The organism is Flavobacterium sp. N2820, assembly GCF_025947285.1.
In the GTDB taxonomy this organism is placed as follows: Bacteria; Bacteroidota; Bacteroidia; order Flavobacteriales; family Flavobacteriaceae; genus Flavobacterium.
On sequence record NZ_CP110008.1, the window covers coordinates 2,656,556 to 2,682,574 of the forward strand.

The following is a 26,019-nucleotide window of genomic DNA, read 5'->3' on the forward strand; positions in this document are numbered from 1 at the left end:
TGTTTTTATTCAAAATCAGCTCTTGCTTTTGCCTTTAGCTTAATTATCAGATAGATGTACTTAATTTTCGATACAGAAACCACTGGATTACCCCGCAGTTGGTCGGCTCCCATAACGGATACCGACAACTGGCCTCGTTGTATACAAATTGCTTGGCAGTTGCACGACGAAATGGGAAACTTAATTGAGCATCAAGATTATTTGGTAAAGCCTGAAGGGTTTAATATCCCGTATGATGCCGAAAGAATTCATGGTATTTCTACAGAATTAGCAATTGAGCAAGGAATTTTGCTTTCTGAAGTTTTAGAAAAATTCAACATTGCGCTTTCCAAAACAAAATTCATTGTAGGACAAAATGTAGGATTTGATGTTAATATTATGGGGTGCGAATTCCATCGTATGAACATTGGTTCAGATTTGTCAAAAATGCCGGTTTTAGATACCTGTACAGAAATCACCGCCAACTTATTAAAATTGCCGGGTGGTCGCGGTGGAAGATTTAAACTACCAACATTAACAGAATTACATCAATATCTTTTCAACCAACCTTTCGCAGAAGCACACAACGCAACTGCCGATGTGGAAGCAACAACTCGTTGTTTTCTTGAACTAATTAAAAGAGAAGTTTTTACTAAAGAAGAATTAGATGTAACACCTGAATATTTCAGAAGTTTCCGAGAAAAAAATCTGGGCGAAATCCAATTAATCGGATTAAAACATATCAATCTGAAACAAGCCTCTGAAGAAATTAGAGCGCGTTTGAAAAAAATTGAACAAGAGGAAGTTCAAACTACGATTTCAGATGAAGTAAAATCAGATTTAAAAGACGCAGCTTTTGCACATTTGCACAATCACACACAGTTTTCGGTTTTACAATCTACCATTGCAATTAATGATTTAGTAAAAGCTTCAGCAAAATTCAAAATGCCAGCGGTTGCCATGACAGATACTGGTAACATGATGGGGGCTTTCCATTTTGTAAGTGCAGTTATGAATCATAATAAAGCCGCAAAAGCAAAAATTGAAGCCGCAATTGAAGCAGGAGAAGAAGCTACAGAAACAGAAATCAAACCGATAGTTGGATGCGAATTCAATATCTGCGACGATCATAAGGATAAGACCAAAAAAGACAACGGCTATCAGGTTGTTTTATTGGCAAAAAATAAAAAAGGCTATCACAATTTAGCCAAAATGTCATCCATCGCATACACGGCCGGGTTTTATTATGTGCCTCGTATCGATAGAAAAATTGTGGAGCAGTATAAAGAAGATATCATTGTTTTATCGGGGAATTTATACGGAGAAATTCCGAGTAAAATTTTAAATGTAGGGGAAAGTCAAGCCGAAGAAGCTTTAATTTGGTGGAAGGAGCAATTTGGTTCAGATTTCTATCTGGAATTAATGCGACACAAGCAAGAAGACGAAAATCGGGTTAATCAAACCTTAATAGCTTTCGCAAAAAAGCACCATGTGAAGTTGGTTGCGACCAATAATACCTATTACGTTAATAAAGAAGATGCCAATGCACACGATATTTTATTATGTGTAAAAGATGGTGAAAAACAAGCAACACCAATTGGTCGCGGACGTGGTTATCGATATGGGATGCCTAATCAGGAATATTATTTTAAATCGGGTGACGAAATGAAGCAGCTTTTTGCTGATTTACCCGAAGCAATTATCAATATTCAGGAAATTATCGATAAAGTGGAAGCGTATTCTTTATATAGAGATGTATTACTTCCAAAATTTAAAATTCCTGATGAATTTGAAGTTCCTGAAGATGCCGAAGATGGCGGCGTGCGTGGTGAAAATAATTATTTAAGGCATTTAACCTATTTAGGAGCTGAAAAACGCTATCCAGAATTAACAGATGACATCAAAGAACGTTTGGATTTTGAATTGCTCACGATTTCAAATTCGGGTTATCCGGGTTATTTCTTAATTGTACAAGATTTCATTGCAGAAGCCCGAAAAATGGATGTTTCCGTTGGTCCAGGTCGTGGTTCTGCTGCGGGTTCTGCAGTTGCGTATTGTTTAGGAATTACAAATATCGACCCCATTAAGTACGATTTGCTTTTTGAGCGCTTCCTAAATCCCGACCGTGTTTCCATGCCCGATATCGATATCGACTTCGATGATGAAGGTCGTGGTCGTGTCATGGATTATGTAATCAATAAATATGGTTCTAATCAAGTGGCGCAAATTATTACCTATGGTAAGATGGCTACAAAGTCTGCGATTCGAGATACCGCTCGTGTATTAGATTTGCCATTATTTGAAGCGGATAGAATTGCCAAATTGATTCCAGGAATGATGCCTTCCAAATGGAATTTAGCACGATTTTTAGCCGAAGACGAAAGCGAACTCAAAAAAGCATTGCGTTCGGAAGAATTTGATAAAGTCAAAGAATTAATTGGGATTGCCAATTCAGAAGATTTAGCAGGAGAAACTATTCAGCAAGCAAAAGTGTTAGAAGGTTCCATGCGAAACACCGGAATTCACGCTTGTGGAGTAATCATCACGCCAAGCGATATTACCAATTTCGTTCCAGTCACTACGGCGAAAGATTCCGATTTGTATGTAACGCAATTTGACAACTCGGTAGCGGAAAGCGCAGGTTTGTTGAAGATGGACTTTTTGGGATTAAAAACCCTAACCTTAATTAAAGACACCGTTAAATTGGTAAAATATCGTTTAGGAATCGATTTAGATCCTGATAATTTTCCAATTGATGACCAAAAAACATATGAGTTATTCCAAAGAGGTGAAACGGTTGGGGTTTTCCAATATGAATCGCCTGGAATGCAAAAATACATGAAGGACTTAAAACCAACGGTTTTTGCCGATTTAATTGCCATGAACGCATTATATCGTCCAGGACCATTGGAATATATTCCTTCTTTCGTTCGTAGAAAAAACGGCGAAGAAGAAATCAAATACGATTTAGAAGCGTGTGAAGAATACTTAGCAGAAACCTACGGAATTACAGTTTATCAAGAGCAGGTAATGCTTTTGTCACAAAAATTAGCTGGATTTTCAAAAGGTGATGCCGACGTTTTGCGTAAGGCTATGGGTAAAAAACAAATTGAAGTTTTGAACAAAATGAAACCTCAATTTATCAATCAAGCCGCAGAAAAAGGTCACGACCCTGTTATTTTAGAGAAAATTTGGAAAGACTGGGAAGCGTTTGCAAGTTATGCGTTTAACAAATCGCACTCTACTTGCTATGCTTGGATTGCTTATCAAACGGCTTATTTAAAAGCGCATTATCCAGCGGAATATATGGCTGCTGTACTATCGAATAACATGAACGATATCAAGCAAGTTTCGTTTTTTATGGAAGAATGTAAACGCATGGGATTAGCCGTTTTGGGTCCAGATGTGAATGAATCGTATTATAAATTTACGGTAAACGAAAACTATGCTGTTCGTTTCGGAATGGGAGCTGTAAAAGGTGTTGGAGCAGGAGCAGTTCAAACCATTGTTGAGAATAGAAAAGATGGAAATTACAAATCTATTTTTGATTTAGCCAAACGTATTGATTTGCGTGCAGCCAATAAAAAAGCGTTTGAAAACTTAGCATTAGCAGGTGGTTTTGATGGTTTTATAGAAACACATCGTGCCCAATATTTTCATCATGACGGCGATGGAATTACGTTTTTAGAAAAAGCGATTCGTTATGGTTCGAAATTTCAAGAAAACGAAAATTCATCACAAGTAAGTTTGTTTGGCGATGCGTCGGAAGTGCAAATTGCTGAACCGATTGTGCCTCCTTGTGAGGATTGGAGTACGATGGAAAAATTAGCCAAAGAAAAAGAAGTTGTTGGAATATATATTTCTGGACATCCGTTAGATGATTACAAGTTTGAAATGAAATATTTCTGCACGGCTAAATTAGAATCGCTTAAAAATTTAGAACAACATTTGGGCAAAAACCTTTCTTTTGGTGGAATTGTAACTAATGTACAACACAGAACAGCCAAAAACGGAAAGGGTTGGGCAACTTTTGTGTTAGAAGGGTATGATGAAAGTTATGAATTCCGAATTTTTGACGAAGAATATTTAAAATACCGTCATTTCTTGTTGCAAAATCAGTTTGTGTATTTTAAGATTAACGTGAAAGAAGGTTGGGTAAATCGTGAAACAGGTAAAAAATCAGACCCAAGAATTCAATTTTTAGATGCCAAAATGTTAGCTGATGTGTTGCCAACGTTTGCTAAAAAACTATTTATTCACTTAGATATTAAAGATCTGCATTCCAATTTTGTTGCTGAATTGAATGAGCTTTTTGCAGCAAATATGGGTGATAATTCGGTGACTTTTGAAGTTATGGAATTGGAAAAAATTAAAACTGCAGCAGCAGATGTTTCAGTAATAACGCCAATTGATGTTGAAGAAGAGGTAGTTGACGAAGCAGGTGAAGAAGTCGAAATGAATATTGAAGTTCCTGTCGAAAAAGAAGAAATCATTGTAAAAACAAAGCTTTCAATGCCAAGCCGAAAATTGAAAGTAAAGATTTCATCCGAATTACTTCAAGAATTAGAAAAAATGCAAGTAAATTTTAAATTGAATTAAGTATAAGTTCTTCAAATGACTGCATAATCAAAACTAATCTTAAAACACACTTTCATTCGTAATTAATTCCTAAATTTGCATTCATAATAAGTATAAAACTAAAAAGAAAAATATGGCATTAGCAATAACAGATGCTACTTTTGATGAGGTAGTATTAAAATCAGACAAACCAGTAGTAGTAGATTTTTGGGCAGCTTGGTGTGGACCATGTAGAATGGTTGGACCAGTTATCGACGAAATCCACAGCGAGTATGAAGGAAAAGCAGTTGTAGGAAAAGTTGATGTAGATGCAAATCAAGAATTTGCAGCAAAATACGGTGTTAGAAACATCCCAACAGTATTAATTTTCCAAAACGGAGAAGTAGTGGGTAGACAAGTTGGTGTTGCGCCTAAGAAAACTTATACTGATGCAATCGACGCATTACTATAATCAATAGAAAAAAGATAAAGGAAAGGTTCAGCGAAAGTTGAGCCTTTTTTGTTTTCAAAACACATAGTTACATAGGGTTTTAGTATAATTTTTTTGCTCTGAAGAGTTCATGCAATAAAAATCCGTTTTAATCTGTGTTTCGCCTGAGCGAATCCGTTTTATCCGCGTTCCAATTTCTAAAATCTTTTTCTATCTTTACGATATGAATTTAGAATCTCAAATACAAAAAATATCGAGTTTTGAGCACTTGGAACTATTGGCCAACCAAATTGTAGAAGGCTTTATTTCAGGGATGCACAAATCGCCTTTTCATGGATTTTCAGCAGAGTTTGCCGAACATAAAATCTATAATCCAGGAGAAAGCACCAAACATATTGATTGGAAGTTGTTTGCTAAAACCGATAGATTATATACCAAACGCTACGAAGAAGAAACCAATTTGCGTTGCCATTTGATTATCGATAATTCGTCTTCGATGCATTATCCTCAATTGAAAGATAACCAGCAATTTTATGAAAATAAAATAGGTTTTTCAGTACTGGCTTCTGCAGTTTTAATGAATTTACTTAAAAAACAACGCGATGCTGTTGGATTGAGTGTTTATTCAGATACCTACGAATTCTATGCTTCAGAAAAGGGAAGTGATCGTCATCATCGCATGATTTTAAGCAAGCTGGAAGGTGTTTTGGCACATAATGGTCAAACTAAAAAAACAGATACAGTCACTTTTTTACATCAAATTGCCGAAAATATTCACCGTCGTTCAATGGTGGTTTTGTTTACCGATATGTTTCAAAACGAAGACAGTGAGAAAATTTTTAAAGCGCTCCAACATTTAAAACATAATAAACATAAAGTGGTTGTTTTTCATGTGTATGATAAAAAAACAGAATTAAATTTCAGTTTTGATAACACACCTCGAAAATTTATTGATGTTGAAACAGGAGAAGAGATTAATTTATTTGCCGAAAACACACAAGAAATGTATCAAAAAAAGGTTGAAGCATTTTTCAAAACAATTGAAACAACTTGTATGCAGTACCAAATTAAGTATGTTCCGGTTTCTGTAGATGAAAAATTCGAAAAAATTATGACGGCGTATTTAGTTGAAAAACAAAAGTTTGGGTAAAATGGATAAAAAAAGTTTAATATTTTTTTAAAAAATATTTGCAGGAATGAAAAAGCGTAGTATATTTGCACTCGCAATCAAGCACTGGTTTGGTAGTTCAGTTGGTTAGAATACATGCCTGTCACGCATGGGGTCGCGGGTTCGAGTCCCGTCCAGACCGCCAGTAAAGAGGAAGCCTTTCTTTTAAGAAAGGCTTTTTTGCCCTCTTAAAATATTTAAAATAGTTGTGTTGTTTAGGTACGAAAGTACCAAAAGGTTTAGTAGTTAGACCAATGGAAAGCTTTGCATTTATGCAGAGCTTTTTTGATTTTAAATAGGGATAGATTTTTTTAACAGCTGTTTTTTTGTTTTTATTTTTTTGTTGCATATATTTATAAAATAATTAAACAAAAAAATATGAAAAATATATTTACAGCATTATTCATGCTATCATTTACATTGATGTTCTCTCAGGATGTGGTTGAAGAGAAACAAAATAAATATGGATTTGAAGTAACAGCTAAATTTGGTTCATCAAAATTGGATTTAAAGGATGCGGTTGATTTAAATGGTAGCTTTAGTGCGGGTGATTTTTTATTTGTTTATAGATTAAATGAAAAATCGACGCTTAAATCTGGAGTAACTCTTGCAGAATTTAATTCTAATTTTACTTCATTAGGAGAAACAGCGAGTCTAAAAAACACATACTTGCAAATCCCTTTAAAATATTTTTACGCAACTTCACTTTCAAATAATGCACTAAATAATTCGAAAATTAATATGTTGTTTGGAATAGGAATAAATGCAAATCATTTATACAAGTCAGAAGTTGAAACAACATTGTCGACTAGTTCTGATAAGAATTTAGGATGGAATTTTGGTTCTTCATTTGAAATGGGATTAGATTTTACCTTTTCAAAGTACATGAATTTCGGTATTTTTTATGAAGCCATGTCAGATATTACTCGAATCAAAAAAGATGATATCAATCAAAAGTTGATAAGTACTAATTTGGTTAAGTTTTCTTACATCTTAAATTTTTAATTAATTTTGTTTTAGGTTTAGTGGTTAGGCCTCTTTAAAAGCGTTGAATTTTTCAGCGCTTTTTTAGTTTAAAACCAAACCGCTCTATTTTGCCAAACAAGAACTAAAAATAATCCAAAAAATAGCAAGCTTACTAATACTTTCATAAAAGTTCCAGCTAAAAATCCAATAAATGATCCAGTTGCTGCTTTAAATGCTCTTCCTTTTTCTTGAGAGTTATAAATAAGTTCTCCCACGAGTGCTCCAACAAATGGACCAATTAAAAACCCAAAAGGAATAGGCGCAAAAATTCCAATTACTAAACCAATATTTGTTCCCCAAATGCCGTATTTACTTCCGCCGAAGTATTTTGTGCCTTTTGCTGGAATTATATAATCTAAAATCCCAATTACAATGGCAATTATTAAAGTAATACCAAGTAACCAATAATTGGTTTCAATTCCTTGACAGAAATAAAGGAGTAAAATACCAACCCAACTCACAGGTGGTCCAGGTAAAGCAGGAAGAATACTACCAATAATACCAACTAACATTAAGATGAGACCCAGAATCAATAAAAAGTATTCCATAAGATTTTAGTTATTGTCTAACAAATTTATAACTTTGTTTCATAAAATTTTAATTTATTGATTCTATGCGATTTATTTTTTTACTTTTTATTTCTTTTCTATTTGTTAATGCAGCGGTTGCTCAAGATAAAAAAGCACCAACACAGGAACAATTGAAAGAATTGTCAAGAATTCAAAATGAAAAATATGAGAACCAAAAGAAAAAAGAATGGGATGCTTATTTAGTTCGTGTCGAGGCAGATAAATTGGCAAAAAAACAGAAAAAAGTAGCAGATTCTATTGAAAAATCTAAACTAACTGATAATGTAAAAAATGATATTGATGATTTTACAAAATGCTCAGTTCAAGAATTACCTTACTTTAAAGTAAAAAATTATATTACTAAACTAGAAGAGTTAAAGTCATTGGATAATTACATTAAAATTCATATTTATAATAAGTTTAGATATCCCGAATTTGCCATTAAACACGAATTACAAGGAAGAGTTATGGTTTATTTTATTATTGACAAGGAAGGAAATCTTCAAATTAAAGAAGCTATTGGTCCAAAAAACGGATTGATTTTAGAAGAAGAAGCTATTCGCATTATTAAATCGTTACCAACAGCCATTCCTGCTAAATGTGATGGAAAACCGATTAATATTTCCTATGCAATACCTATAATGTTTCAGATGGAAGAATAATATGAAAAAGATAATTCAACTGTTTTTTTTGCTTTTAGCATTACAATCTTGCCAGTACTTCGAAAAACAAGTACCTGATGAGAAAGAATTATTAGAACAAGAATTAAAAAAAATCAATTGGGACGAAGTGGATGAATTTCCATCTGTTTTGCAATGCGATACAATTAAAGATGCCGAAATAAAAAAACAATGTTTTTTTGATTACTTAGCACAAACTATTCAGGAACGAATAGGAATTGATACGTTGCAAATGTTGTATCCAGAAATGGACACCATTGAAGTAAAAGTGACCATAAACCCCGATGCGAGTTTGCAATTTGAACCACAATTTTCAAAAGATAGTGTTGCGTACGATAAAACTAAAATTGATAGTATTTTAACTGCTCGTTTATCTGATTTTCCAAAAGTTGAACCTGCAATTAAAAGAGGAATTAAAGTAAAAACACAATTTGTACTTCCGGTTATTATTAAAGTCGAAAAGTAATTTTATTTTCTAAAATTTCTCCCTTTCCAACTGTAGTCTCCAAACAATGAATACACAGCCACAGAAACACTAAAAAACGGATACAACAAACTACTTGCTAATACATACTGCAATTTCGATTCAAAGAAATTTGCCGTTTTATAAAGTAAAATAAAATCGATTAGGAATTTTGATGCGATAAAAAGCACAAAAATATTAGGATTAATTAATTGAAATAACCAAAATAAGAAAGTTACAATCCAAGCCAAATTTCCAACCAAAACCACAAGCGCTAACATCTTTCCATAAACTGAAGAATATCCTGTGCTTTTTGAAGCCCAGCGTACACGTTGCTGAAATAATTCAAACCAGGTTTCTACTGATTTTGTTGCGACAATACTTTCTTTAGCCAATAAAAAACCAACTTTCTTTTGAGCAACTAAAATCGCTTTTTGTAATAAAAAAACATCATCTCCACTAGCAATCGAATCATTTCCTTGAAAACCATTTAATTCTTTGAAAAAATGTTTGGAATAGGCAAAATTAGCACCGTTACACATAAAAGGTTTCCCAATTCCAAAGCTTCCAATCGTAGCGCCTTGTAAACTCAAAAAATCTAAATTCTGAAAAGCCGATATGAAACCATTTTTTGGAAGATAGCAAACGCCAGAAGCTATCATGTCAACTTCATTTTCCTGAATATATTGGTCATAAATTGTCAACCAATCTTTTTGAACTAAACAATCGGCATCGGTAGTAATAATCCAATCGTTTTTTGCTATTTGAATTGCGGTTTCAATAGCATCTTTCTTTGGTGAATTTGATTTTCTTTCGTTCTTAATTACTTTCAAACTGAACACTGAATACTGAACACTGAACACTTCTTCTGAATCATCATCCACTAAAATCACTTCCATCAAATCCTTCGGATAATTCAACAATGAAATCGAATGCAACAAATTCGGAAGATTCTCTTTTTCATTTCGAAACGGAACTACAATTGAAAAGGATGTTTTTGGAGTGAATTCTGTTTTCGAAAAGCGTTTCATTCGATTAAATCCATAAATCAGTTGTCCAATGAATAGGATGTAAATGAGAAAAACGGTTCCGAGAATTAATTCCAACATAATTTAAAAATATTTCTATTTGGGTTATGTTGAGTGAAACGTCTAAAATCAACACAATCAAAATCTATTGTGGCTATGTGTTAAATTTTAAAACACATAGAAACATAGTAAAAGTGAAAAAAATTATTGAGAAGACAAAGAAAACTTCGTTTTTACACAAAGAAAATGGATTATGCTTTTTTGTCATTCAACTTAAATCGCATCACGTAATAACTTCCAATTACTACGGGTAAAACTACGTTTAAAAACCACATCAATGTACTAATGAAAATCACAATCCATTCGTTAACACCATATTTTCCAAAGAAAAACATCGCCACACTTCCTTTTACAGCAAAATCTAAAAATTGAAAACTCGGTAATGAAGAAGCTAAAAAGTAAACCGCAGCAATCGAACTAATCAAAGTTAGGTAAGGTAAATCTACATCAAAAACTAAAAACAAAATATAATATTGATGCGAAAAAACCAAGTAACGACAAACGCCAAGAAAAATATTTTTTCGGTGAATCTTCTTTGGAATTTCGTTGATTTTGTGTAATAATTTTTGAATCGAATACCCTTTTATGGTGATATTTTTCGAGAGAATTGAAGCAAAAAACAATAGAATTGCAATTCCAATTATGGCTAAAGCCCATTTCCAATAACCAATTAAAATCAATCCAATAGTTCCAAAAATAATGGTCAAAATCATCTGGATTCCGTTGCAAATCAGATTTAAAAACACTATTTTTTTGGTTTGTTCTTTTTGAAAAACATCGCTTTTCCAGCATATTCTCCTAAACCATTTGGTGTAAAAATTCCAGCAGTTAAGGCACCAAGAACTTGTTTACTTGCCTCGCCAATTGAAATCGGTTTGATGAATGTTACCAAATTCTGCCACTTTAAAATCTCAAAATAACGATTGGCAACACTAAACAATAAAATGAAAATGATGGTCGTTACCGAGGTTTTTTCCAAAACTAAAGTCTGGAATTTGCTCCATTCTAATTTTGAATTTCCAGCAATTTGGTCGTAAATAAAATAAAACGCACCAATTACAATCAAAAGTTTGATGGAAAAAACAAGGAATTGTTTAGCTTTGTGAGGAATTGAAATCATTGGTACAAAGAAACGAAAACTTTGAACTTGAAACTTGAAACTTGAAACAAAATTTTGGCAAACGAACGCATCATATTAGGAATTGATCCAGGAACCACAATTATGGGGTTTGGATTAATCAAAGTAGTCAACAAGAAAATGGAATTTCTGCAGTTGAACGAACTCATTTTGTCCAAGTACGATAACCATTATCAGAAATTAAAAATCATTTTTGAAAGAACAATTGAGTTAATTGATACCCACAATCCAGATGAAATTGCCATTGAAGCACCTTTTTTTGGTAAAAATGTACAATCAATGCTAAAACTAGGAAGAGCACAAGGTGTTGCTATGGCTGCAGGACTTTCGAGAGATATTCCGATTACCGAATATGAACCAAAAAAAATAAAAATGGCTATTACTGGAAATGGAAATGCCAGTAAGGAACAAGTAGCCAAAATGCTTCAACAATTATTAGGATTAAAGGAGCTTCCTAAAAATCTCGATTCCACAGATGGTTTGGCGGCTGCAGTTTGTCATTTTTTCAATTCGGGAAGAGTTGAAGTGGGAAAAAATTATACGGGATGGGATGCTTTTGTAAAGCAAAATGAAAATAGAGTTAAAAGATAAATTTAACTTAAGTAAAAAATATTATCTTTGATAATGAGGAAAGAACTTACCTATGAAATAATATTAATATTGCTTTAAAATTTTCAGAGTTTAATTAAGTAAAGTTAAAAACTCAACAACATAATTTAAACTTTTTATTCAAGAAAGTTAAATAAACTAAAAAGCTATTTGTACAAAAAACTTTTTAGAATAATAAAAGACAAAATGAAAAGATTAATAAACTTTTTTACACTTATATTTACTGTTATTTTTATGTCTTGCTCAAGTGATGAGGATAATAATAGCAATCCTTATTACTTTAATTTTAAGTTGAATAGCATTCCTTTTACGCAAATTACCTATCCAAATAATTTTTATGCTCAAGGAGGAGATAAATATTTCAAAATTGGTATTAATTCAGATGACGGAAAGTATTTTCATATAATTTTTGATAAAAACGGAAAATTAATCGAATCAAAAGTTTATAGTTTAGGTCAAATTCCAACATTTGTTAACAAGGAAAATTATTTTCATTACAGATCTCATTATTTTTATTTTGATAATATTTCAATTAATGAAACTACTAAAACGATTTCAGGAAATTTTTATCAAAAATTATACACTGATAAAAATGATTTAGATTCAGATTATGATATTGTTGAAGGAGACTTTTATTTATCTTATGACAATGAACAATATTCTAGCAATCAGGAATTAATTAGACCTTGCAATACAAAATTAAATGAAACAGATTGGTTTTGTTTTGATGAAAATCATTTTTCATACCCACCATTTCAAGCTCAAAGAGAAATTGAATTTATAAGTAATGATGATTCAAAGTTTAAAATTGGTATAGACGTATATAATTCAGAAACTGGTTTATACAATTTTGATACTTCTACATACACAGGAAATTACATTAAATTCTATAAGTATAATATAAATACTTTAAATTATGATGAGTATGATGTTGATGGAAGTATTGAAATAATTAGTAGAGATCTTTTATGGCCTCCTGGTTTTAAATATACGATAAAATTTGATTTAACTGCAAATCATCAAATTAGTGGTGAAACAATTAATATCTCAGATGGAAATTTTACTTTTGCGTTTAGTGGAAATTAATTAATGTCAGGCATCTACATCCACATACCATTCTGCAAGCAGGCGTGTCACTATTGCGATTTTCATTTTTCTACTTCGTTGAAGAAGAAGGATGAGATGGTTTTGGCATTGGCTAAAGAAATTGAAATGCGTAAAAGTGAGTTTCAAGAGGAGATTGTTGAAACGATTTATTTTGGTGGTGGTACTCCAAGCATTTTAGAAATTTCTGATTTAAAATTTTTAATTGATGCAGTATATCGAAATTTCAAAGTGGTTGAAAATCCAGAAATTACGGTAGAAGCCAATCCAGATGATTTAACAGAGAATCGAATAATTGAGCTATCAAAAAACAAAGTCAACCGATTATCTATCGGAATTCAATCGTTTTTTGAAGATGATTTAAAGTTAATGAATCGTGCGCACAACGTTGAAGAAGCAAAGAGCTGTTTGAAAATTGCAACACAATATTTTGATAATATTTCTATTGATTTGATTTACGGAATTCCCGAAATGAGTAATGAAAAATGGTTGCAAAACATTGAAACGGCTTTGTCTTTTAAAGTACCACACATTTCGAGTTATGCTTTAACAGTTGAACCCAAAACCGCTTTGCATTCGTTTATTCAAAAAGGAATCATTCCGCAACCTGATGATGAAGTGGCTCAAGAACATTTTCAAATTTTGGTAGACAAACTTTCAGAAAACGAATTCATTCATTACGAATTATCGAATTTTGGTAAAGAAAATTATTTTTCTAAAAACAATTCGAGTTATTGGTTGGGAAAAAAATACATCGGAATTGGTCCGTCAGCTCACAGTTATGATGGAAAAAATAGAGGATGGAATGTGTCAAATAATTCACTTTATATCAAATCAATACAAGAAAATAAATTACCAATTGAAATCGAAACATTAACCAAAACCGACCGATACAACGAATATGTTATGACTGGCTTGAGAACCATTTGGGGTGTTTCATTAAATAAAATCGAACAAGAATTTGGAGAAACATATCTACATTATTTAAACCAACAAGCCGCAAAATTTATCGAAGACCATTTGTTGTTTGTGGATGATCACATTTTACGCACGACTAAAAAAGGAAAGTTTTTGAGTGATGGAATAGCTTCCGACTTATTTTTACTAAATTTGGATTGATTATTAACCACTAAGAACACAAAGAAAGCACAATAAAACACTACGCTTTGTGAACTTAATGAAAAACCATGTGACCATTGTGGTTAAATTATGAAAGCAACAATCAACAACATACAAATCGACTTATCTAAACCATTAGATATCTCGATTCCATTATCAAACAACGAGCAAAACCCGATTGCTTGGTATCAAAATGCTCCTGCAATTGAACCCGTAACAATCGGTGATTGGATTGGTAAAGTTTCGGAAGGGAAATCGTCTACTAATTTTAATAATATTTTCTTCAATCCGCACGCACATGGCACGCATACGGAATGTTTAGGACATATTACACGCGATTTTTATTCAATAAATCAATGTTTGAAACAATTTTTCTTTTCAGCTGAATTGATTTCGGTGGAACCAAAAGCAGTTGGCGAAGATTTAGTCATTACGAAAGAACATGTCTCGACTGCGCTCGATAAGACAAATAACGATTCAATTGAAGCTATTATCATCAGAACATTGCCAAATCCAGAAAGCAAAAAACATTTAAATTATTCCAATACAAATCCGCCTTATTTGGAAGAAGCGGCCGCAATTTATATCAGAGAAAAAGGAATTCAACATTTGCTAATCGATTTACCAAGTGTGGATAAAGAGCACGATGAAGGAAAATTGTTAGCGCACAAAGCGTTTTGGAATGTAAAAGATGTCAATGATGTCAACAAAGACGCACGATTTGGTTGTACAATTACCGAAATGATTTACGTCAACAAAGATGTTCAAGACGGAAGTTATATACTGAATTTACAATTCGCTTCTTTTGAAAATGATGCAAGTCCAAGTAAGCCAATATTATATAAAATTGAGTAAAAAATGATTTCAGCAGTAATTCCAAAGTTACCTTTTATTAATAAAGATGAAACAATTGATTTCTATAATACTATTGGATTTCAATTGGACGCCGATTATGGTCCGTATCTAATTTTTAGTTTAGAACAAACTGAGCTTCATTTTTTTTCTCATGATAATCTAGATCCAAAACAATCTGATTTCATGATTTATTTAAGAGTCAATGCTGAAATTGAAATATTATATAATAAATTAATTGAAAAAGCTATTTCAATCCATCCAAATGGTCAATTAGAAAAAAAACCATGGAATCAAATGGAATTTTCTATTATTGATCCGAATGGAACACTTTTAACTTTTGGTCAATTCGTTTAATTGCAATACCCATGAACATTCAACAACTCTACGAATTCTGTCAATCTAAAAAAGGCGTTACCGAACATTTTCCATTTGATGAAGATACTTTGGTGTTTAAAGTAGGCGGAAAAATGTTTTGCCTAACTTCTTTATCCGAATGGGAAAAAGGAACACCGTCGTTAAATTTAAAATGTGATCCAGAACGCGCTTTAGAACTTCGAGCCGAATATGAAGCCATCGAGCCGGGTTATCATATGAGTAAAGTGCATTGGAATACCGTTCGATTCCATGGCGATGTTTCCGATAAAATGATGCGCGAATTGATCAATCATTCTTATGAGCTTGTTTTCAAAAGTTTAACGAAAAAAGTCCAACAAGAAATTCAAGAAATAGAAAATTAGGCATTACTTTTGTGTTATTAAACGAAATTTCAAAGTAACTATCATGATAGACAACTTAAAAAAAATATTAAACGAAGATCAAGATCCAAAAGCAATTGAAAAAATTACTGCAAAATTGGAGAATCTTTTAATGTCTAACGAGGAAATTGGATACATTGCGGTTCAAAAAAAACCAGCCGTAACTATTTTTCCTGATAGCATTGTAGTGACCAATAAAAGAATCATTTTATGCAAGCCTAAAAACTTAGGGTTGTCGATGGAATTCATTGATTATGATTGGGATGATATTGCAGGTTCATTTGTAAAAGAAGGAATTTTAGGTGCTGATTTTACCTTTACAACTAATTCAGATTTAACCCACACGGTTGATTATTTGCCAAAAAATCAAGCACGAAAATTATATACTTACGCGAAAGAGCAATTGGATGTATTGAAAAATCCGAAAGTAGCCACTCCAATTGTCGAAGAAATTAAGGCAGAAGCTCCAATTGAAACTCCAATTCAAGAAGCAGAAGTTGAGGAAATTCAAGCAGAAGAGGTAACTCATTTTGCAGAATTGATGCCAACACCAAACGATATTATTCGCGATACGGAAGTAGAAGCGCCTATTTCAGAAGAAAAAGGATTGGCCCATTTATCGCAAGACGAATTGTTTGCCAAACTTCAGAATTATAAAAAATTACTAGACAATGGATTAATTCTTCAAGGTGAATACGACCGATTAAAGTCAGAAATTTTGAAGTTTTTGTAATTTTTACCCCAAAGTACGCTAAAAAAAATATAGAAAATTCCCGATAAATTTTAAACTTATCGGGAATTTTGTTTTTAATCTTTGCGAACCTTGCGTAAATCTTTGCGCACTTTGCGGTTATTTTTTTATGCCAAAATTACATTGACTTTTTCTGTTTCTCCACAAATCCATCAGCTTGGAGTTTTAGCAATTCCAATGCGCTTTTCTTTTTGTAGTTGTATAATTCTTTATCTTCTTTGATGTCGGCATAAACCTTATCGTAAATTTCGGCATCGGTTTTCTTTTGCAATTCGCTTTGGTAATGGTTTTGAGCCAACATATTTTTGATGCCCATTTCGTTGTCTTCTTGTTTAAAGTCGTATTCGCTTTTTGAGGATAATAATTTAGCAATAATGGGCGAAGTTTCAATCGCTAAAAACAAGAGCATAATAAAAAACGATGGTAACCAAGGTAATTTATTCAAAGCATTTATTCGAGCCATTAAACCGTCGAAACCTTCAATAATAGGTTGGGTTTCGGTGACTTTTTTGTCTAAATCGGTTTGTAAAGTTTTGGCTTTCGCTTCTAAATCGGTGATTTTTGCTTGGTTCGCTGCTTTTAAAGTCGCTAAATCTTGCAATGAAGCATCGTGTTTTTCACGTTTTTCTTTATAAACTGGGCCTTTGCCTAATTTTTTAGTTCCGGCAGTTCCTTCCGCTTCGGTGATGTAAACCGAATACAAATCGTTTACTTCTTTCTCTTTTTTAAGAATATCCGATTTTAAACTATCAATTTGAGCTTTGTTTTTATCTAAATCCGATTGAAAATAATTGGCAACTTGTTTTTTATTGGCCAACATCATTTCGTTTTTTTCTTTCAGTAAAACGGTATTGATTTCTTTTTCAAAGATTTTAATTTCCAAAGGTTTTGAAATTACAATAGCAATAATAATCGCTAACGCAATTCGTGGAGTGGCTTGAATGAATTCATCTAAAAAACGATCTCTTTTTTTAATGGTAGAAACAATAAATCGGTCTAAATTAAAAATAAGCAAACCCCAAACTAACCCGAAAGCTATGGCAATAAATGCATTATCAAAAACGGTAAAAAGCGCATAAGCACTAGCAATAAAAGCCATTACGGCAGTGAAGAAAACGGTAGCTCCAATTCCGGCATATTTGTTTTGCTCGCCATTGGAACAGCCATTAATTATGTCGGAATCTACGCCCGAACATAACATAAAAAAACGTTTTAACATGATGATTGATTTTGATTGATGATGATTAGTACAAATTTAACGCCAAAAGTTTCAAGTTGTTGCTAATTTGTTGAAAAATAGTTGGGTAAAAGAAAAACCCTCACATTGCTGCAAGGGTTTCTATAGTCTTAATTCTTCTGTCTTAATACTAGTATCTATAATACTCAGGTTTGAAAGGACCTTGTACTTCTACACCAATATATTCCGCTTGGTCTGGACGTAACGTTTCTAATTCAACTCCTAATTTAGCAAGGTGTAACATGGCTACTTTTTCATCTAAATGTTTTGGTAACATATAAACGTCGTTGTTATAAGCTGCACTGTTATTCCATAATTCAATTTGCGCTAACGTTTGGTTTGTAAATGAATTACTCATTACAAAACTTGGGTGACCTGTAGCACAACCTAAGTTTACTAAACGACCTTCAGCTAAAATGATGATATCATTTCCAGCAATTGTATATTTATCAACTTGTGGTTTAATTTCAATTTTAGAAGCACCGTGGTTTTTGTTTAACCAAGCCATATCAATTTCGTTATCGAAGTGTCCAATGTTACAAACGATAGTTTTATCTTTCATTTGCTCAAAGTGAGATCCTAAAACGATGTCTTTATTTCCTGTTGTAGTAATAATGATATCAGCCGTTTTGATAACGGTATCTAATTTTTTTACTTCAAAACCATCCATAGCCGCTTGTAAAGCACAAATTGGATCAATTTCTGTAACAGTTACAATAGAACCAGCGCCACGGAAAGAAGCCGCAGTTCCTTTTCCAACATCACCATATCCACAAACGATAACTCTTTTTCCAGCTAACATAATATCTGTAGCTCTTCTTACTGCATCAACAGCAGATTCTTTACATCCGTATTTGTTATCAAATTTAGATTTAGTAACAGAATCATTTACGTTAATTGCAGGCATTGGTAACGTTCCAGCTTTTACTCTTTCGTATAAACGGTGAACTCCTGTTGTAGTTTCTTCAGATAAACCTTTGATTCCAGCAACTAATTCTGGGTAACGATCAATAACCATGTTAGTTAAATCACCACCATCATCTAAAATCATGTTCAATGGCTTTCTATCTTCACCAAAGAATAAAGTTTGTTCAATACACCAATCAAAATCTTCTTCATTCAAACCTTTCCAAGCATATACTTGAATTCCAGCAGCAGCAATAGCAGCAGCAGCTTGATCTTGAGTTGAAAAAATGTTACAAGATGACCAAGTAACTTCTGCACCCAAAGCAATTAAAGTTTCAATTAAAACAGCAGTTTGAATTGTCATGTGAAGACATCCAGCAATTCTAGCTCCTTTTAAAGGTTGAGTTGCTCCGTATTCTGCTCTTAATGCCATTAAACCTGGCATTTCTGCTTCAGCTAATTCAATCTCTTTTCTTCCCCAAGCTGCAAGCGAAATATCTTTCACTTTATAAGCTACATAAGGTAATGTTTGTGTACTCATCTATTATGTATATTTGTATATTCTAAAATTAGAGTGCAAAATTACAAAATAACTTTTTATTTTTTCAAAGATTTCTATTAATTTGTGAATTGTTTAGCTTTCTAATGGTTTGAAAAACAACAAAATATAAATGCCACTACATAAAATTATACATATCAACGAAACCACAACAGCGTACTTTTGGCATATTACCGAAGACGTAACTTCGTTATTTAGAGCTGTTTCATTAAAAGATACTTCGCTTTTTCGATTGGAAGGAATGAAATCAGAAGAACATCAGAAGGGGTTTTTAGCCGTTCGAATGTTATTACAACATTTGGGCTATACCGATTATGATTTAACGTATGATGAGGCTGGAAAACCACATTTAGAAGTGAAAGTGCAAAATGCAAAAGTGAACTCAACATCCAATACCCAACATATTTCTATTTCGCATTCACATGAATTTTCCTGTATTTGCATTAGCGATGAATTAATGGGGATTGATTTAGAAATTTTAAAAGAAAAAACACTCAAAATAGCCCCAAGATTTATGGATGTTAGACACTTACAAACACTTTCTAAAGAAGAACAGCTTCAAAAAGCTACGGTTGTTTGGGGAGTCAAAGAATCGATTTTTAAAATTAAGAACGAAAAAGGAATTAGTTTTCCAAAACATATTTATGAAAATGATTTTAACCTAAATGAAAGAGAGTGTTCAGCTGAATTACGATTTAATAACTTAATAGAAAAGTTCAAAATTAAATTTTATAACGTAGAAGATTATATCTTTGTCTGCGCAATCCCTAATTGAAAAATGACAATCTATCAAGATATACTCATAGCCAAAAAAAACCATAGAAAATTATTGGCTATTTTAATTGATCCCGAAAAGGTAACAGTTACTCAAGGTTTTGATTTATCTAAGATACTTATTAATTCTCCAGTAACACATATTTTTGTAGGAGGAAGTTCTTATAATGGAACTCATTTAGACGAGTTGACAGCGGTTTTAAAAACAACTACAAATTTGCCAGTTTTAATTTTTCCAGGTCATCCTTCACAGATTTCAAATAGTGCTGACGGAATTTTATTTTTAAGTTTACTATCAGGCCGTAATCCAGAATATCTAATTGAGCATCATATTAATTCGGTAGATATATTGGCAAAATCAAATTTAGAAATTATTCCAACAGGATATTTATTAATTGATGGAGGAAAAGAAACTGCCGTTCAGCGTGTTAGTCAAACGCAACCCATTGAACATGCTAACATTGAATTAGCTTATAAAACCGCAAAAGCAGGTGAATTTTTAGGTAAGAAATTAATATATTTAGAAGCAGGAAGCGGCGCTAAACAACACGTTTCGTTAGAAATGATTCGATATATAGCTCAAAATATCGAAGTTCCTTTAATTGTTGGTGGAGGAATTTGTTCCATGCAAACAGTTCGGGATATCTATAATGCAGGAGCTGATTTAGTAGTTATTGGAACAGCTTTTGAAAACAATTCCAACTTTTTTAATTTATAAAACGGATATGTTCGATTTGTTATTTTCTCAATATAATGGCTATGATACAATTGATATTGTATTAGAAATAGTTGCCGTTTTATTTGGATTAGCCAGTGTGCTTTTTGCCAAGAAAAACAATATTTGGGTATATCCTACGGGAATTATTAGTACAATTATTTTTGTTTATTTGTTAAATAAATGGGGATTAGTCGGTGATATGATGATTAACATTTATTATACAACGATGAGTATTTATGGTTGGTATATTTGGTCTCGAAAAAGAGATAATAAACCAGAATTTCCAATTTCAAGAATTACATTAAAAGAAAGCTACTATGGTATAGTTTTATTTTTACTAACAATTGGTTTTGTTCTTATAGTTTATAAATATTTTGATAAATTCACACATTGGACGGCATATATTGACACGCTTTCTACTGGGATATTCTTTGTTGGAATGTGGTTAATGGCAAAACGAAAATTAGAAAACTGGATCTTATGGATAATAGGGGATTTAGTTTCAATACCTTTGTATTTTTACAAAGGATACACTTTTACAAGTATTCAATATGCAATATTTACAATAATTGCGTTTTATGGTTATAGGGAATGGAAGAAAAATTTAAACAAGTAAGAACAAACATTATAAAAATAGCTATGTATGGACCAGAAAGCACAGGTAAAACTACGCTTTCAAAACAATTGGCCGCACATTATAATGACGAGTGGATTCCTGAGTTTGCTCGCGATTTCTTACAAGAAAAATGGGATAAAAACAAAGAAATTTGTACAGAAGAAGATTTGATTCCAATTGCAATTGGTCAAGTAAAATTAGAAAATGAGGCGGTTTTAAAAGCCAAAAAATTCTTGTTTTGTGATACGAATTTATTAGTTACAAAAGTTTTTTCGGATATTTATTATAACCGATGTGAAGCTAATTTAGAACAAGCTGCCAAAGAACATAAGTATGACTTGATTTTTCTTACCAATATTGATGTGCCTTGGGAAGCTGACGATTTGCGCGATAGCCCAGATGATCGAGAAATTACTTTCGGAACCTTTAAAAAAGCAATTATTGCAAACGGAAATCCATACATAAAACTTAAAGGTGATGTTGCCTCAAGATTTGAAAAAGCGGTACGAATAATAGACGAATTAGTTCTTGCTAAGCAAATGGGATTTACATCAGAAGATTTTGTTACCATTTACAATAAGAACATATCTATTGCAACCATTCAAAAGCAAATACAGTTTTTTATAGACGGAATTGCTAAAGTTAATTTGGTGCGATCGGCAGTTAAAAACGACGGAATTTCAATTTTTACTGAGGAAGAGATTAACAATTATATTGAGCTATTTGACGAAAACAAACAAAATTTAGATATTCAAAAATTTGTTCCAGCTTCGGGTGCTGCTAGCCGAATGTTTAAGTTTTTATCTGAATTTATCAACGAATTTGATATCGAAAATGACACGATTAATTCATATATTAATCATAATAAATGTGCTGAATTATCAGTCTTTTTAGTAGGATTGAAAAGTTTTCCTTTTTATCAGGATTTAAAACTTAAAACTATTGAAATTTATCCAAACTATTTTGAAAAAGAGCGTGATGAACGAAATTATCTCTTGATTAAAACATTACTTTCAAAAGAACATTTTGATTTTGCTAGTAAACCAAAAGGAATTTTGCCTTTTCATCAAAAAGAAGATGCAATCGTTTCGCCCATTGAAGAGCATATTAAGGAATCGATTTTTTATGAAATACCTAACAAAAAATCAAAAATTCATTTTACGGTTTCTCCAGAACACCAAGTAGCTTTTGAAGAAATAACAAACAAACATCAAAATGTTGAAGTTACTTTTTCTTTTCAACATGAAACCACTGATACTTTAGCTGTTAATACAGATAATACGCCTTTTAGAAATGATAACGGAGAATTGGTTTTTCGTCCAGGGGGTCATGGTGCTTTAATTGAGAACTTGAATCAATTGGTTTCTGATGTTATTTTTATTAAAAATATTGATAATGTATCTCAGAATCACATTGTTGATATTGTTAAGTATAAAAAGCTTTTAGGTGGAATTTTATTCAAATTGCAACAACAAATTTTTGCCTTTTTAAATGAATTAGAAAGCGACATCGTTTCGGTAGAAAAAATAAATGAAATAAAAGACTTTGCACAAAAGCAGTTGCATGTTATCGTTCCAAATGATTTTGAAATGTATAAAAAATCGTTTCAAATTCATTACTTATTCAACGAATTAAATCGTCCAATTCGTGTTTGTGGAATGGTTAAAAATGAAGGAGAACCTGGCGGTGGCCCGTTTTGGATAAAAGATGAAAGTGGAAAAATATCTTTGCAAATTATTGAAACATCACAAATTGATTTAACTAACGAAAAGCAAGTTCAGATTGTAAATGAAGCTACTCATTTTAATCCTGTAGATTTAGTTTGTGGCGTTAAGAATTACAAAGGTGAAAAATTTGATTTAACCCATTTCGTGGATGAAAATACAGGCTTTATCGTTTCAAAAAATAAAAACGGAAAACCATACAAAGCCTATGAATTACCTGGATTATGGAATGGTGCTATGGCAAATTGGCTCACACTTTTTGTGGAAGTACCATTGGTTACTTTTAATCCAGTAAAAACCGTAAATGATTTATTAAAACCAGCGCATCAACCCGAAAATAATGGATAAAAAAGTTTTACTTTCCGAATTAAAATTTAAAGCGGTTAGAAGTAGTGGTGCTGGAGGTCAAAATGTTAATAAAGTGTCTTCAAAAGTGGTTTTGAGCTTTGATTTAGGTAATTCTTTGGGTTTAACCCATGATGAAAAAGAACTTTTGCTAACTAAAATTGCAACTAAATTAACACAAGAAAACATTCTTATTCTCACATCCGAAGAAGATAGAAGTCAACTTAAAAACAAAGAAGTTGTTGTCAAAAAATTCTTAAAAGTTATTGAAAACGGCTTAAAAATACCAAAAGAACGTAAAGAAACGAGAATCCCAAGAGCGGTTAAAGAAAAACGACTCAGTACCAAAAAAGTAATCGGGCTTCTAAAACAAAATCGAAAAAAGCCAAACTTTTAAACTTTTAAACTTGCAACTTTAAACTAAAGAGTTATATCTTTGCCATGTCTCAAAGGGGTGCTCAAAATATCGAGCTGAGATCATACCCATAGAACCTAGAACAGGTAATGCTGTTTAGGGAATTGAAAATAATTTTTGTCATTCTGAACTTGTTTCAGAATCTAATCTTTATTTTTAGAGTATCAAATTTAATTTTTAACCAAGAGTAATTGCCCCTTTTATTCGTATCTATTTTACGAATGAAAACTTTACCCAAAAAAAGTACAAGGTACAAAGTACGATGTACAAAGACTTATTTAAGTCTATTTTCTATTTTCTTTTCTCTATTTTCTTTCTCTCAAGAAGCGCAGAAAGACACTACAAAAGTCACACAGCTAAAAGAAGTTATAGTATCTTCGGTTAGAGCAAAGGACAAAAATCCAATCACTTACACTAATGTTACTGCCGCAGAAATTGCCCCACGCAATTTAGGACAAGACATTCCTGTTTTATTAAATTATTTGCCTTCTGTAGTTACTACAACCGATGCTGGAAATGGTGTAGGTTATACCTACATGAGAGTTCGTGGTTCCGATGGTTCTCGAATCAATGTAACTTTAAACGGAGTTCCATTTAACGATAGTGAAAGTCAAGGAACATTTTTTGTGAATTTACCCGATTTTGCTTCTTCATTAGAAAGCGTTCAGTTGCAACGTGGTGTAGGAACTTCAACTAATGGAGCCGGAGCTTTTGGCGCGAGTTTAAACATGCAAACCAAATCGTTTCAAGAAAAAGCCTATGCTGAGGTTTCAAATTCAGCGGGAAGTTTTGCAACTCGAAAACACACTTTAGCTTTTGGAACGGGCTTGCACAATAATTTTGAAATGAATGCTCGAATTTCAAATATTGCCTCTGACGGATTTATTGATAGAGCTTCTTCTAATATGTTTGGCTACTTTTTTAATGCCAATTACATCACCGAAAAATCGCAAGTAAAATTTTTAGCTTTTGGTGGGAAAGAAAAAACCTATCAAGCTTGGTATGGCATTGAAGATGTTGATAAATTAAAAAACGACCGAACATTCAATCCAGCAGGAATGTATACAGATGAATTTGGAAACACACAATTCTACGATAATGAAACCGATAATTATTGGCAAAATCATTTTCAATTGCATTGGTCTGAAAAGTGGTCTGAAAAGTGGATTTCAAATGCAGCACTACATTATACCATCGGTAAAGGTTATTTTGAGCAATACAGAGAAGATGAAAATTTAGCCGACTATAATTTACCTGATTTCAATGGAAATTCGACTTCAGATTTAGTTAGAAAACGTTGGTTAGAAAATGATTTCTTTGGTGCCACCTTTTCCTTAAATTATAGATCTCCAAAAACGGATTTTTTAATAGGCGGAGCAGCCAATCGTTATTTAGGAAAGCATTTTGGAGAAGTAGTTTGGACGCAAAATTACATCCCAAATCAAAACCGATATTATGATGATTTCGGAAACAAAGATGATGTAAATTTCTATACTAAAGCATCATATAATATCACAAACAAACTGAATTTATTTACCGATTTGCAATATCGAATGGTGTTTTATGAAGCAACAAGCGTTAAGTTTTCTGATGTAAATGATACATTTCGATTTTTTAATCCTAAAGCAGGTTTGAGCTATCAATTGAATGCTAAAAATTCATTTTATGGGTATTTCGGAATCGCAAATAAAGAACCAAGACGTGATGATTATGAAAACGGAAGTGTAAAACCAGAACGTTTATTTGATTATGAATTGGGTTGGAAATACACTACTCAAAAAGTAAAAATTAGTGCCAACGCATTTTATATGAATTATAAAGACCAATTGGTTTTAACTGGAGCTTTGAATGATGTGGGTTCGCCAATTTTTACCAATAGTGGAAAAAGTTATAGAGTAGGATTAGAAGTGGAGTCATCAATTGCAATTACTAGTAAATTAATTTTAAATCCAAACGTAACTTTGAGCCAAAACAAAAACCAAGATTTCTACTTTCAACGAGATGGTGTTTTGCAAAACTTAGGCAATACAGACATTGCGTTTTCTCCAAACTTAGTAATAGGAAATCGCCTGACTTTTTTACCCATTAAGGATTTTCAAATTTCGGTTTTATCCAAATTTGTAAGCGAGCAATACATGGGAAATATTGATTCAGAGCAATCTAAATTAGACGCTTACTTTGTGAATGATTTGAATGTTAATTACGAATGGAAGTTAAATAAAGCCATTAAATCAATTGTTTTTTCAGGATTGGTGAATAATATTTTCGATTTAGAATATGAATCAAACGGATATTTCTATACCTACGATGACGATTGGAGTAGTCCAGGAAACGTTACCACAGTTGAAGGAACAGGATATTATCCACAAGCCGGAATAAACTTTCTTCTAGGGATGAGTTTAAAATTTTAGTT

General features: G+C 32.4%; 23 protein-coding genes, 1 tRNA gene, 1 pseudogene and 1 riboswitch. Of the genes and pseudogenes, 20 read left to right on the forward strand and 5 right to left on the reverse strand.

All coding sequences use genetic code 11. The features are described 5' to 3' along the window. Positions 1–54: 54 nt before the first annotated feature. The 5 genes from dnaE to OLM52_RS12495 all read left to right on the forward strand — a co-directional run bounded on the left by dnaE (position 55) and on the right by OLM52_RS12495 (position 7,160). On the forward strand, positions 55–4,578 hold the full coding sequence (dnaE, locus tag OLM52_RS12475; RefSeq protein ID WP_264548831.1) for a DNA polymerase III subunit alpha: 4,524 nt from the start codon (positions 55–57) through the stop codon (positions 4,576–4,578). Positions 4,579–4,657: 79 nt separating this feature from the next. Further along, positions 4,658–5,008 carry a thioredoxin gene (gene trxA / locus OLM52_RS12480; protein ID WP_367224069.1) on the forward strand — a complete coding sequence of 117 codons (351 nt, stop codon included), beginning with the start codon at positions 4,658–4,660 and terminating at the stop codon, positions 5,006–5,008. A gap of 202 nt (positions 5,009–5,210) precedes the next feature. Continuing rightward, positions 5,211–6,137 carry a DUF58 domain-containing protein gene (locus OLM52_RS12485; protein WP_264548832.1) on the forward strand — a complete coding sequence of 309 codons (927 nt, stop codon included), beginning with the start codon at positions 5,211–5,213 and terminating at the stop codon, positions 6,135–6,137. A gap of 86 nt (positions 6,138–6,223) precedes the next feature. After that, positions 6,224–6,300, forward strand: a tRNA-Asp gene (locus OLM52_RS12490). A 233-nt stretch (positions 6,301–6,533) separates the two neighbouring features. Next, positions 6,534–7,160 (forward strand): hypothetical protein, encoded by a 627-nt coding sequence (locus OLM52_RS12495; RefSeq protein ID WP_264548833.1) that lies wholly within the window; start codon positions 6,534–6,536, stop codon positions 7,158–7,160. Between the two features lie 68 nt (positions 7,161–7,228). Here the strand turns inward: OLM52_RS12495 and OLM52_RS12500 are convergent, their stop codons facing one another. Then, positions 7,229–7,729: a DUF456 domain-containing protein gene (locus tag OLM52_RS12500; protein WP_264548834.1), complete on the reverse strand. Its 501-nt coding sequence runs from the start codon at positions 7,727–7,729 to the stop codon at positions 7,229–7,231. Positions 7,730–7,794: 65 nt separating this feature from the next. Between OLM52_RS12500 and OLM52_RS12505 the strand changes: the two genes are divergently transcribed. Together OLM52_RS12505 and OLM52_RS12510 are read left to right on the forward strand one after the other, a co-directional pair. Further along, on the forward strand, positions 7,795–8,412 hold the full coding sequence (locus OLM52_RS12505; RefSeq protein ID WP_264548835.1) for an energy transducer TonB: 618 nt from the start codon (positions 7,795–7,797) through the stop codon (positions 8,410–8,412). A gap of 1 nt (position 8,413) precedes the next feature. Next, entirely contained in the window at positions 8,414–8,896 is a 483-nt protein-coding gene (locus OLM52_RS12510) for a hypothetical protein (RefSeq protein WP_264548836.1), read from the forward strand. A 2-nt stretch (positions 8,897–8,898) separates the two neighbouring features. Here OLM52_RS12510 and OLM52_RS12515 read toward each other — a convergent pair whose 3' ends face one another. Both OLM52_RS12515 and OLM52_RS12520 read right to left on the reverse strand, forming a co-directional pair. Next, positions 8,899–10,002, reverse strand: coding sequence for a glycosyltransferase family 2 protein (locus OLM52_RS12515; RefSeq protein WP_264548837.1), 1,104 nt, complete (start codon positions 10,000–10,002; stop codon positions 8,899–8,901). A 170-nt stretch (positions 10,003–10,172) separates the two neighbouring features. Continuing rightward, positions 10,173–11,101: pseudogene (locus OLM52_RS12520) on the reverse strand (hypothetical protein). 54 nt (positions 11,102–11,155) lie between these two features. Here OLM52_RS12520 and ruvC point away from each other — a divergent pair. From ruvC to OLM52_RS12555, 7 genes are all read left to right on the forward strand, one after another. Then, positions 11,156–11,710: a crossover junction endodeoxyribonuclease RuvC gene (ruvC, locus tag OLM52_RS12525; RefSeq protein ID WP_264548838.1), complete on the forward strand. Its 555-nt coding sequence runs from the start codon at positions 11,156–11,158 to the stop codon at positions 11,708–11,710. A 204-nt stretch (positions 11,711–11,914) separates the two neighbouring features. Then, complete coding sequence (locus OLM52_RS12530; protein WP_264548839.1) at positions 11,915–12,814, forward strand: hypothetical protein; 900 nt, start codon at positions 11,915–11,917, stop codon at positions 12,812–12,814. A 3-nt stretch (positions 12,815–12,817) separates the two neighbouring features. After that, positions 12,818–13,951 carry a radical SAM family heme chaperone HemW gene (gene hemW / locus OLM52_RS12535; protein ID WP_264548840.1) on the forward strand — a complete coding sequence of 378 codons (1,134 nt, stop codon included), beginning with the start codon at positions 12,818–12,820 and terminating at the stop codon, positions 13,949–13,951. Positions 13,952–14,041: 90 nt separating this feature from the next. Continuing rightward, positions 14,042–14,806 (forward strand): cyclase family protein, encoded by a 765-nt coding sequence (locus tag OLM52_RS12540; protein ID WP_264548841.1) that lies wholly within the window; start codon positions 14,042–14,044, stop codon positions 14,804–14,806. A 3-nt stretch (positions 14,807–14,809) separates the two neighbouring features. Continuing rightward, positions 14,810–15,160, forward strand: coding sequence for a bleomycin resistance protein (locus OLM52_RS12545; RefSeq protein ID WP_264548842.1), 351 nt, complete (start codon positions 14,810–14,812; stop codon positions 15,158–15,160). A gap of 11 nt (positions 15,161–15,171) precedes the next feature. Then, a complete protein-coding gene (locus tag OLM52_RS12550) occupies positions 15,172–15,543 on the forward strand; it encodes an MmcQ/YjbR family DNA-binding protein (protein WP_264548843.1) in 372 nt (123 codons plus the stop codon). Between the two features lie 43 nt (positions 15,544–15,586). Continuing rightward, positions 15,587–16,294, forward strand: a complete 708-nt coding sequence (locus tag OLM52_RS12555) for a PH domain-containing protein (RefSeq protein WP_264548844.1) — start codon at positions 15,587–15,589, stop codon at positions 16,292–16,294. A gap of 136 nt (positions 16,295–16,430) precedes the next feature. Here OLM52_RS12555 and OLM52_RS12560 read toward each other — a convergent pair whose 3' ends face one another. Further along, positions 16,431–17,531: a DUF4407 domain-containing protein gene (locus OLM52_RS12560; protein ID WP_264548845.1), complete on the reverse strand. Its 1,101-nt coding sequence runs from the start codon at positions 17,529–17,531 to the stop codon at positions 16,431–16,433. A 148-nt stretch (positions 17,532–17,679) separates the two neighbouring features. Further along, positions 17,680–18,996 (reverse strand): adenosylhomocysteinase, encoded by a 1,317-nt coding sequence (gene ahcY / locus OLM52_RS12565; RefSeq protein WP_264548846.1) that lies wholly within the window; start codon positions 18,994–18,996, stop codon positions 17,680–17,682. A gap of 130 nt (positions 18,997–19,126) precedes the next feature. Between ahcY and OLM52_RS12570 the strand changes: the two genes are divergently transcribed. The 6 genes from OLM52_RS12570 to OLM52_RS12595 all read left to right on the forward strand — a co-directional run bounded on the left by OLM52_RS12570 (position 19,127) and on the right by OLM52_RS12595 (position 26,017). Then, positions 19,127–19,789: a 4'-phosphopantetheinyl transferase family protein gene (locus tag OLM52_RS12570; RefSeq protein ID WP_264548847.1), complete on the forward strand. Its 663-nt coding sequence runs from the start codon at positions 19,127–19,129 to the stop codon at positions 19,787–19,789. 3 nt (positions 19,790–19,792) lie between these two features. After that, positions 19,793–20,506 (forward strand): geranylgeranylglyceryl/heptaprenylglyceryl phosphate synthase, encoded by a 714-nt coding sequence (locus OLM52_RS12575; protein ID WP_264548848.1) that lies wholly within the window; start codon positions 19,793–19,795, stop codon positions 20,504–20,506. A gap of 7 nt (positions 20,507–20,513) precedes the next feature. Then, the gene (gene pnuC / locus OLM52_RS12580; RefSeq protein WP_264548849.1) at positions 20,514–21,122 is read left to right on the forward strand and encodes a nicotinamide riboside transporter PnuC; all 609 of its coding nucleotides are present in this window, start codon (positions 20,514–20,516) and stop codon (positions 21,120–21,122) included. Beyond that, the gene (locus tag OLM52_RS12585; protein WP_264548850.1) at positions 21,098–23,194 is read left to right on the forward strand and encodes a DUF4301 family protein; all 2,097 of its coding nucleotides are present in this window, start codon (positions 21,098–21,100) and stop codon (positions 23,192–23,194) included. Before pnuC ends, OLM52_RS12585 begins: the two co-directional genes overlap by 25 nt. After that, the gene (arfB, locus tag OLM52_RS12590) at positions 23,187–23,588 is read left to right on the forward strand and encodes an alternative ribosome rescue aminoacyl-tRNA hydrolase ArfB (protein ID WP_264548851.1); all 402 of its coding nucleotides are present in this window, start codon (positions 23,187–23,189) and stop codon (positions 23,586–23,588) included. The genes OLM52_RS12585 and arfB overlap by 8 nt, the downstream gene beginning before the upstream one ends. Positions 23,589–23,631: 43 nt before the next feature. Further along, positions 23,632–23,727, forward strand: a riboswitch (TPP riboswitch). A 100-nt stretch (positions 23,728–23,827) separates the two neighbouring features. Beyond that, the gene (locus OLM52_RS12595; protein ID WP_264548852.1) at positions 23,828–26,017 is read left to right on the forward strand and encodes a TonB-dependent receptor; all 2,190 of its coding nucleotides are present in this window, start codon (positions 23,828–23,830) and stop codon (positions 26,015–26,017) included. Positions 26,018–26,019 lie beyond the last annotated feature (2 nt).

Bases quoted from the DNA above. Each gene is read 5' to 3' on its own strand.
- OLM52_RS12540 (WP_264548841.1), top strand. From the start codon at position 14,042: ATGAAAGCAACAATCAACAACATACAAATCGACTTATCTAAACCATTA.
- OLM52_RS12575 (WP_264548848.1), top strand. From the start codon at position 19,793: ATGACAATCTATCAAGATATACTCATAGCCAAAAAAAACCATAGAAAA.
- OLM52_RS12550 (WP_264548843.1), top strand. From the start codon at position 15,172: ATGAACATTCAACAACTCTACGAATTCTGTCAATCTAAAAAAGGCGTT.
- OLM52_RS12570 (WP_264548847.1), top strand. From the start codon at position 19,127: ATGCCACTACATAAAATTATACATATCAACGAAACCACAACAGCGTAC.
- dnaE (WP_264548831.1), top strand. From the start codon at position 55: ATGTACTTAATTTTCGATACAGAAACCACTGGATTACCCCGCAGTTGG.
- OLM52_RS12545 (WP_264548842.1), top strand. From the start codon at position 14,810: ATGATTTCAGCAGTAATTCCAAAGTTACCTTTTATTAATAAAGATGAA.
- OLM52_RS12595 (WP_264548852.1), top strand. From the start codon at position 23,828: ATGAAAACTTTACCCAAAAAAAGTACAAGGTACAAAGTACGATGTACA.
- OLM52_RS12560 (WP_264548845.1), bottom strand. From the start codon at position 17,531: ATGTTAAAACGTTTTTTTATGTTATGTTCGGGCGTAGATTCCGACATA.
- pnuC (WP_264548849.1), top strand. From the start codon at position 20,514: ATGTTCGATTTGTTATTTTCTCAATATAATGGCTATGATACAATTGAT.
- hemW (WP_264548840.1), top strand. From the start codon at position 12,818: ATGTCAGGCATCTACATCCACATACCATTCTGCAAGCAGGCGTGTCAC.
- OLM52_RS12585 (WP_264548850.1), top strand. From the start codon at position 21,098: ATGGAAGAAAAATTTAAACAAGTAAGAACAAACATTATAAAAATAGCT.
- arfB (WP_264548851.1), top strand. From the start codon at position 23,187: ATGGATAAAAAAGTTTTACTTTCCGAATTAAAATTTAAAGCGGTTAGA.
- OLM52_RS12495 (WP_264548833.1), top strand. From the start codon at position 6,534: ATGAAAAATATATTTACAGCATTATTCATGCTATCATTTACATTGATG.
- OLM52_RS12505 (WP_264548835.1), top strand. From the start codon at position 7,795: ATGCGATTTATTTTTTTACTTTTTATTTCTTTTCTATTTGTTAATGCA.
- OLM52_RS12515 (WP_264548837.1), bottom strand. From the start codon at position 10,002: ATGTTGGAATTAATTCTCGGAACCGTTTTTCTCATTTACATCCTATTC.
- OLM52_RS12555 (WP_264548844.1), top strand. From the start codon at position 15,587: ATGATAGACAACTTAAAAAAAATATTAAACGAAGATCAAGATCCAAAA.
- OLM52_RS12530 (WP_264548839.1), top strand. From the start codon at position 11,915: ATGAAAAGATTAATAAACTTTTTTACACTTATATTTACTGTTATTTTT.
- OLM52_RS12500 (WP_264548834.1), bottom strand. From the start codon at position 7,729: ATGGAATACTTTTTATTGATTCTGGGTCTCATCTTAATGTTAGTTGGT.
- ahcY (WP_264548846.1), bottom strand. From the start codon at position 18,996: ATGAGTACACAAACATTACCTTATGTAGCTTATAAAGTGAAAGATATT.
- OLM52_RS12485 (WP_264548832.1), top strand. From the start codon at position 5,211: ATGAATTTAGAATCTCAAATACAAAAAATATCGAGTTTTGAGCACTTG.
- OLM52_RS12510 (WP_264548836.1), top strand. From the start codon at position 8,414: ATGAAAAAGATAATTCAACTGTTTTTTTTGCTTTTAGCATTACAATCT.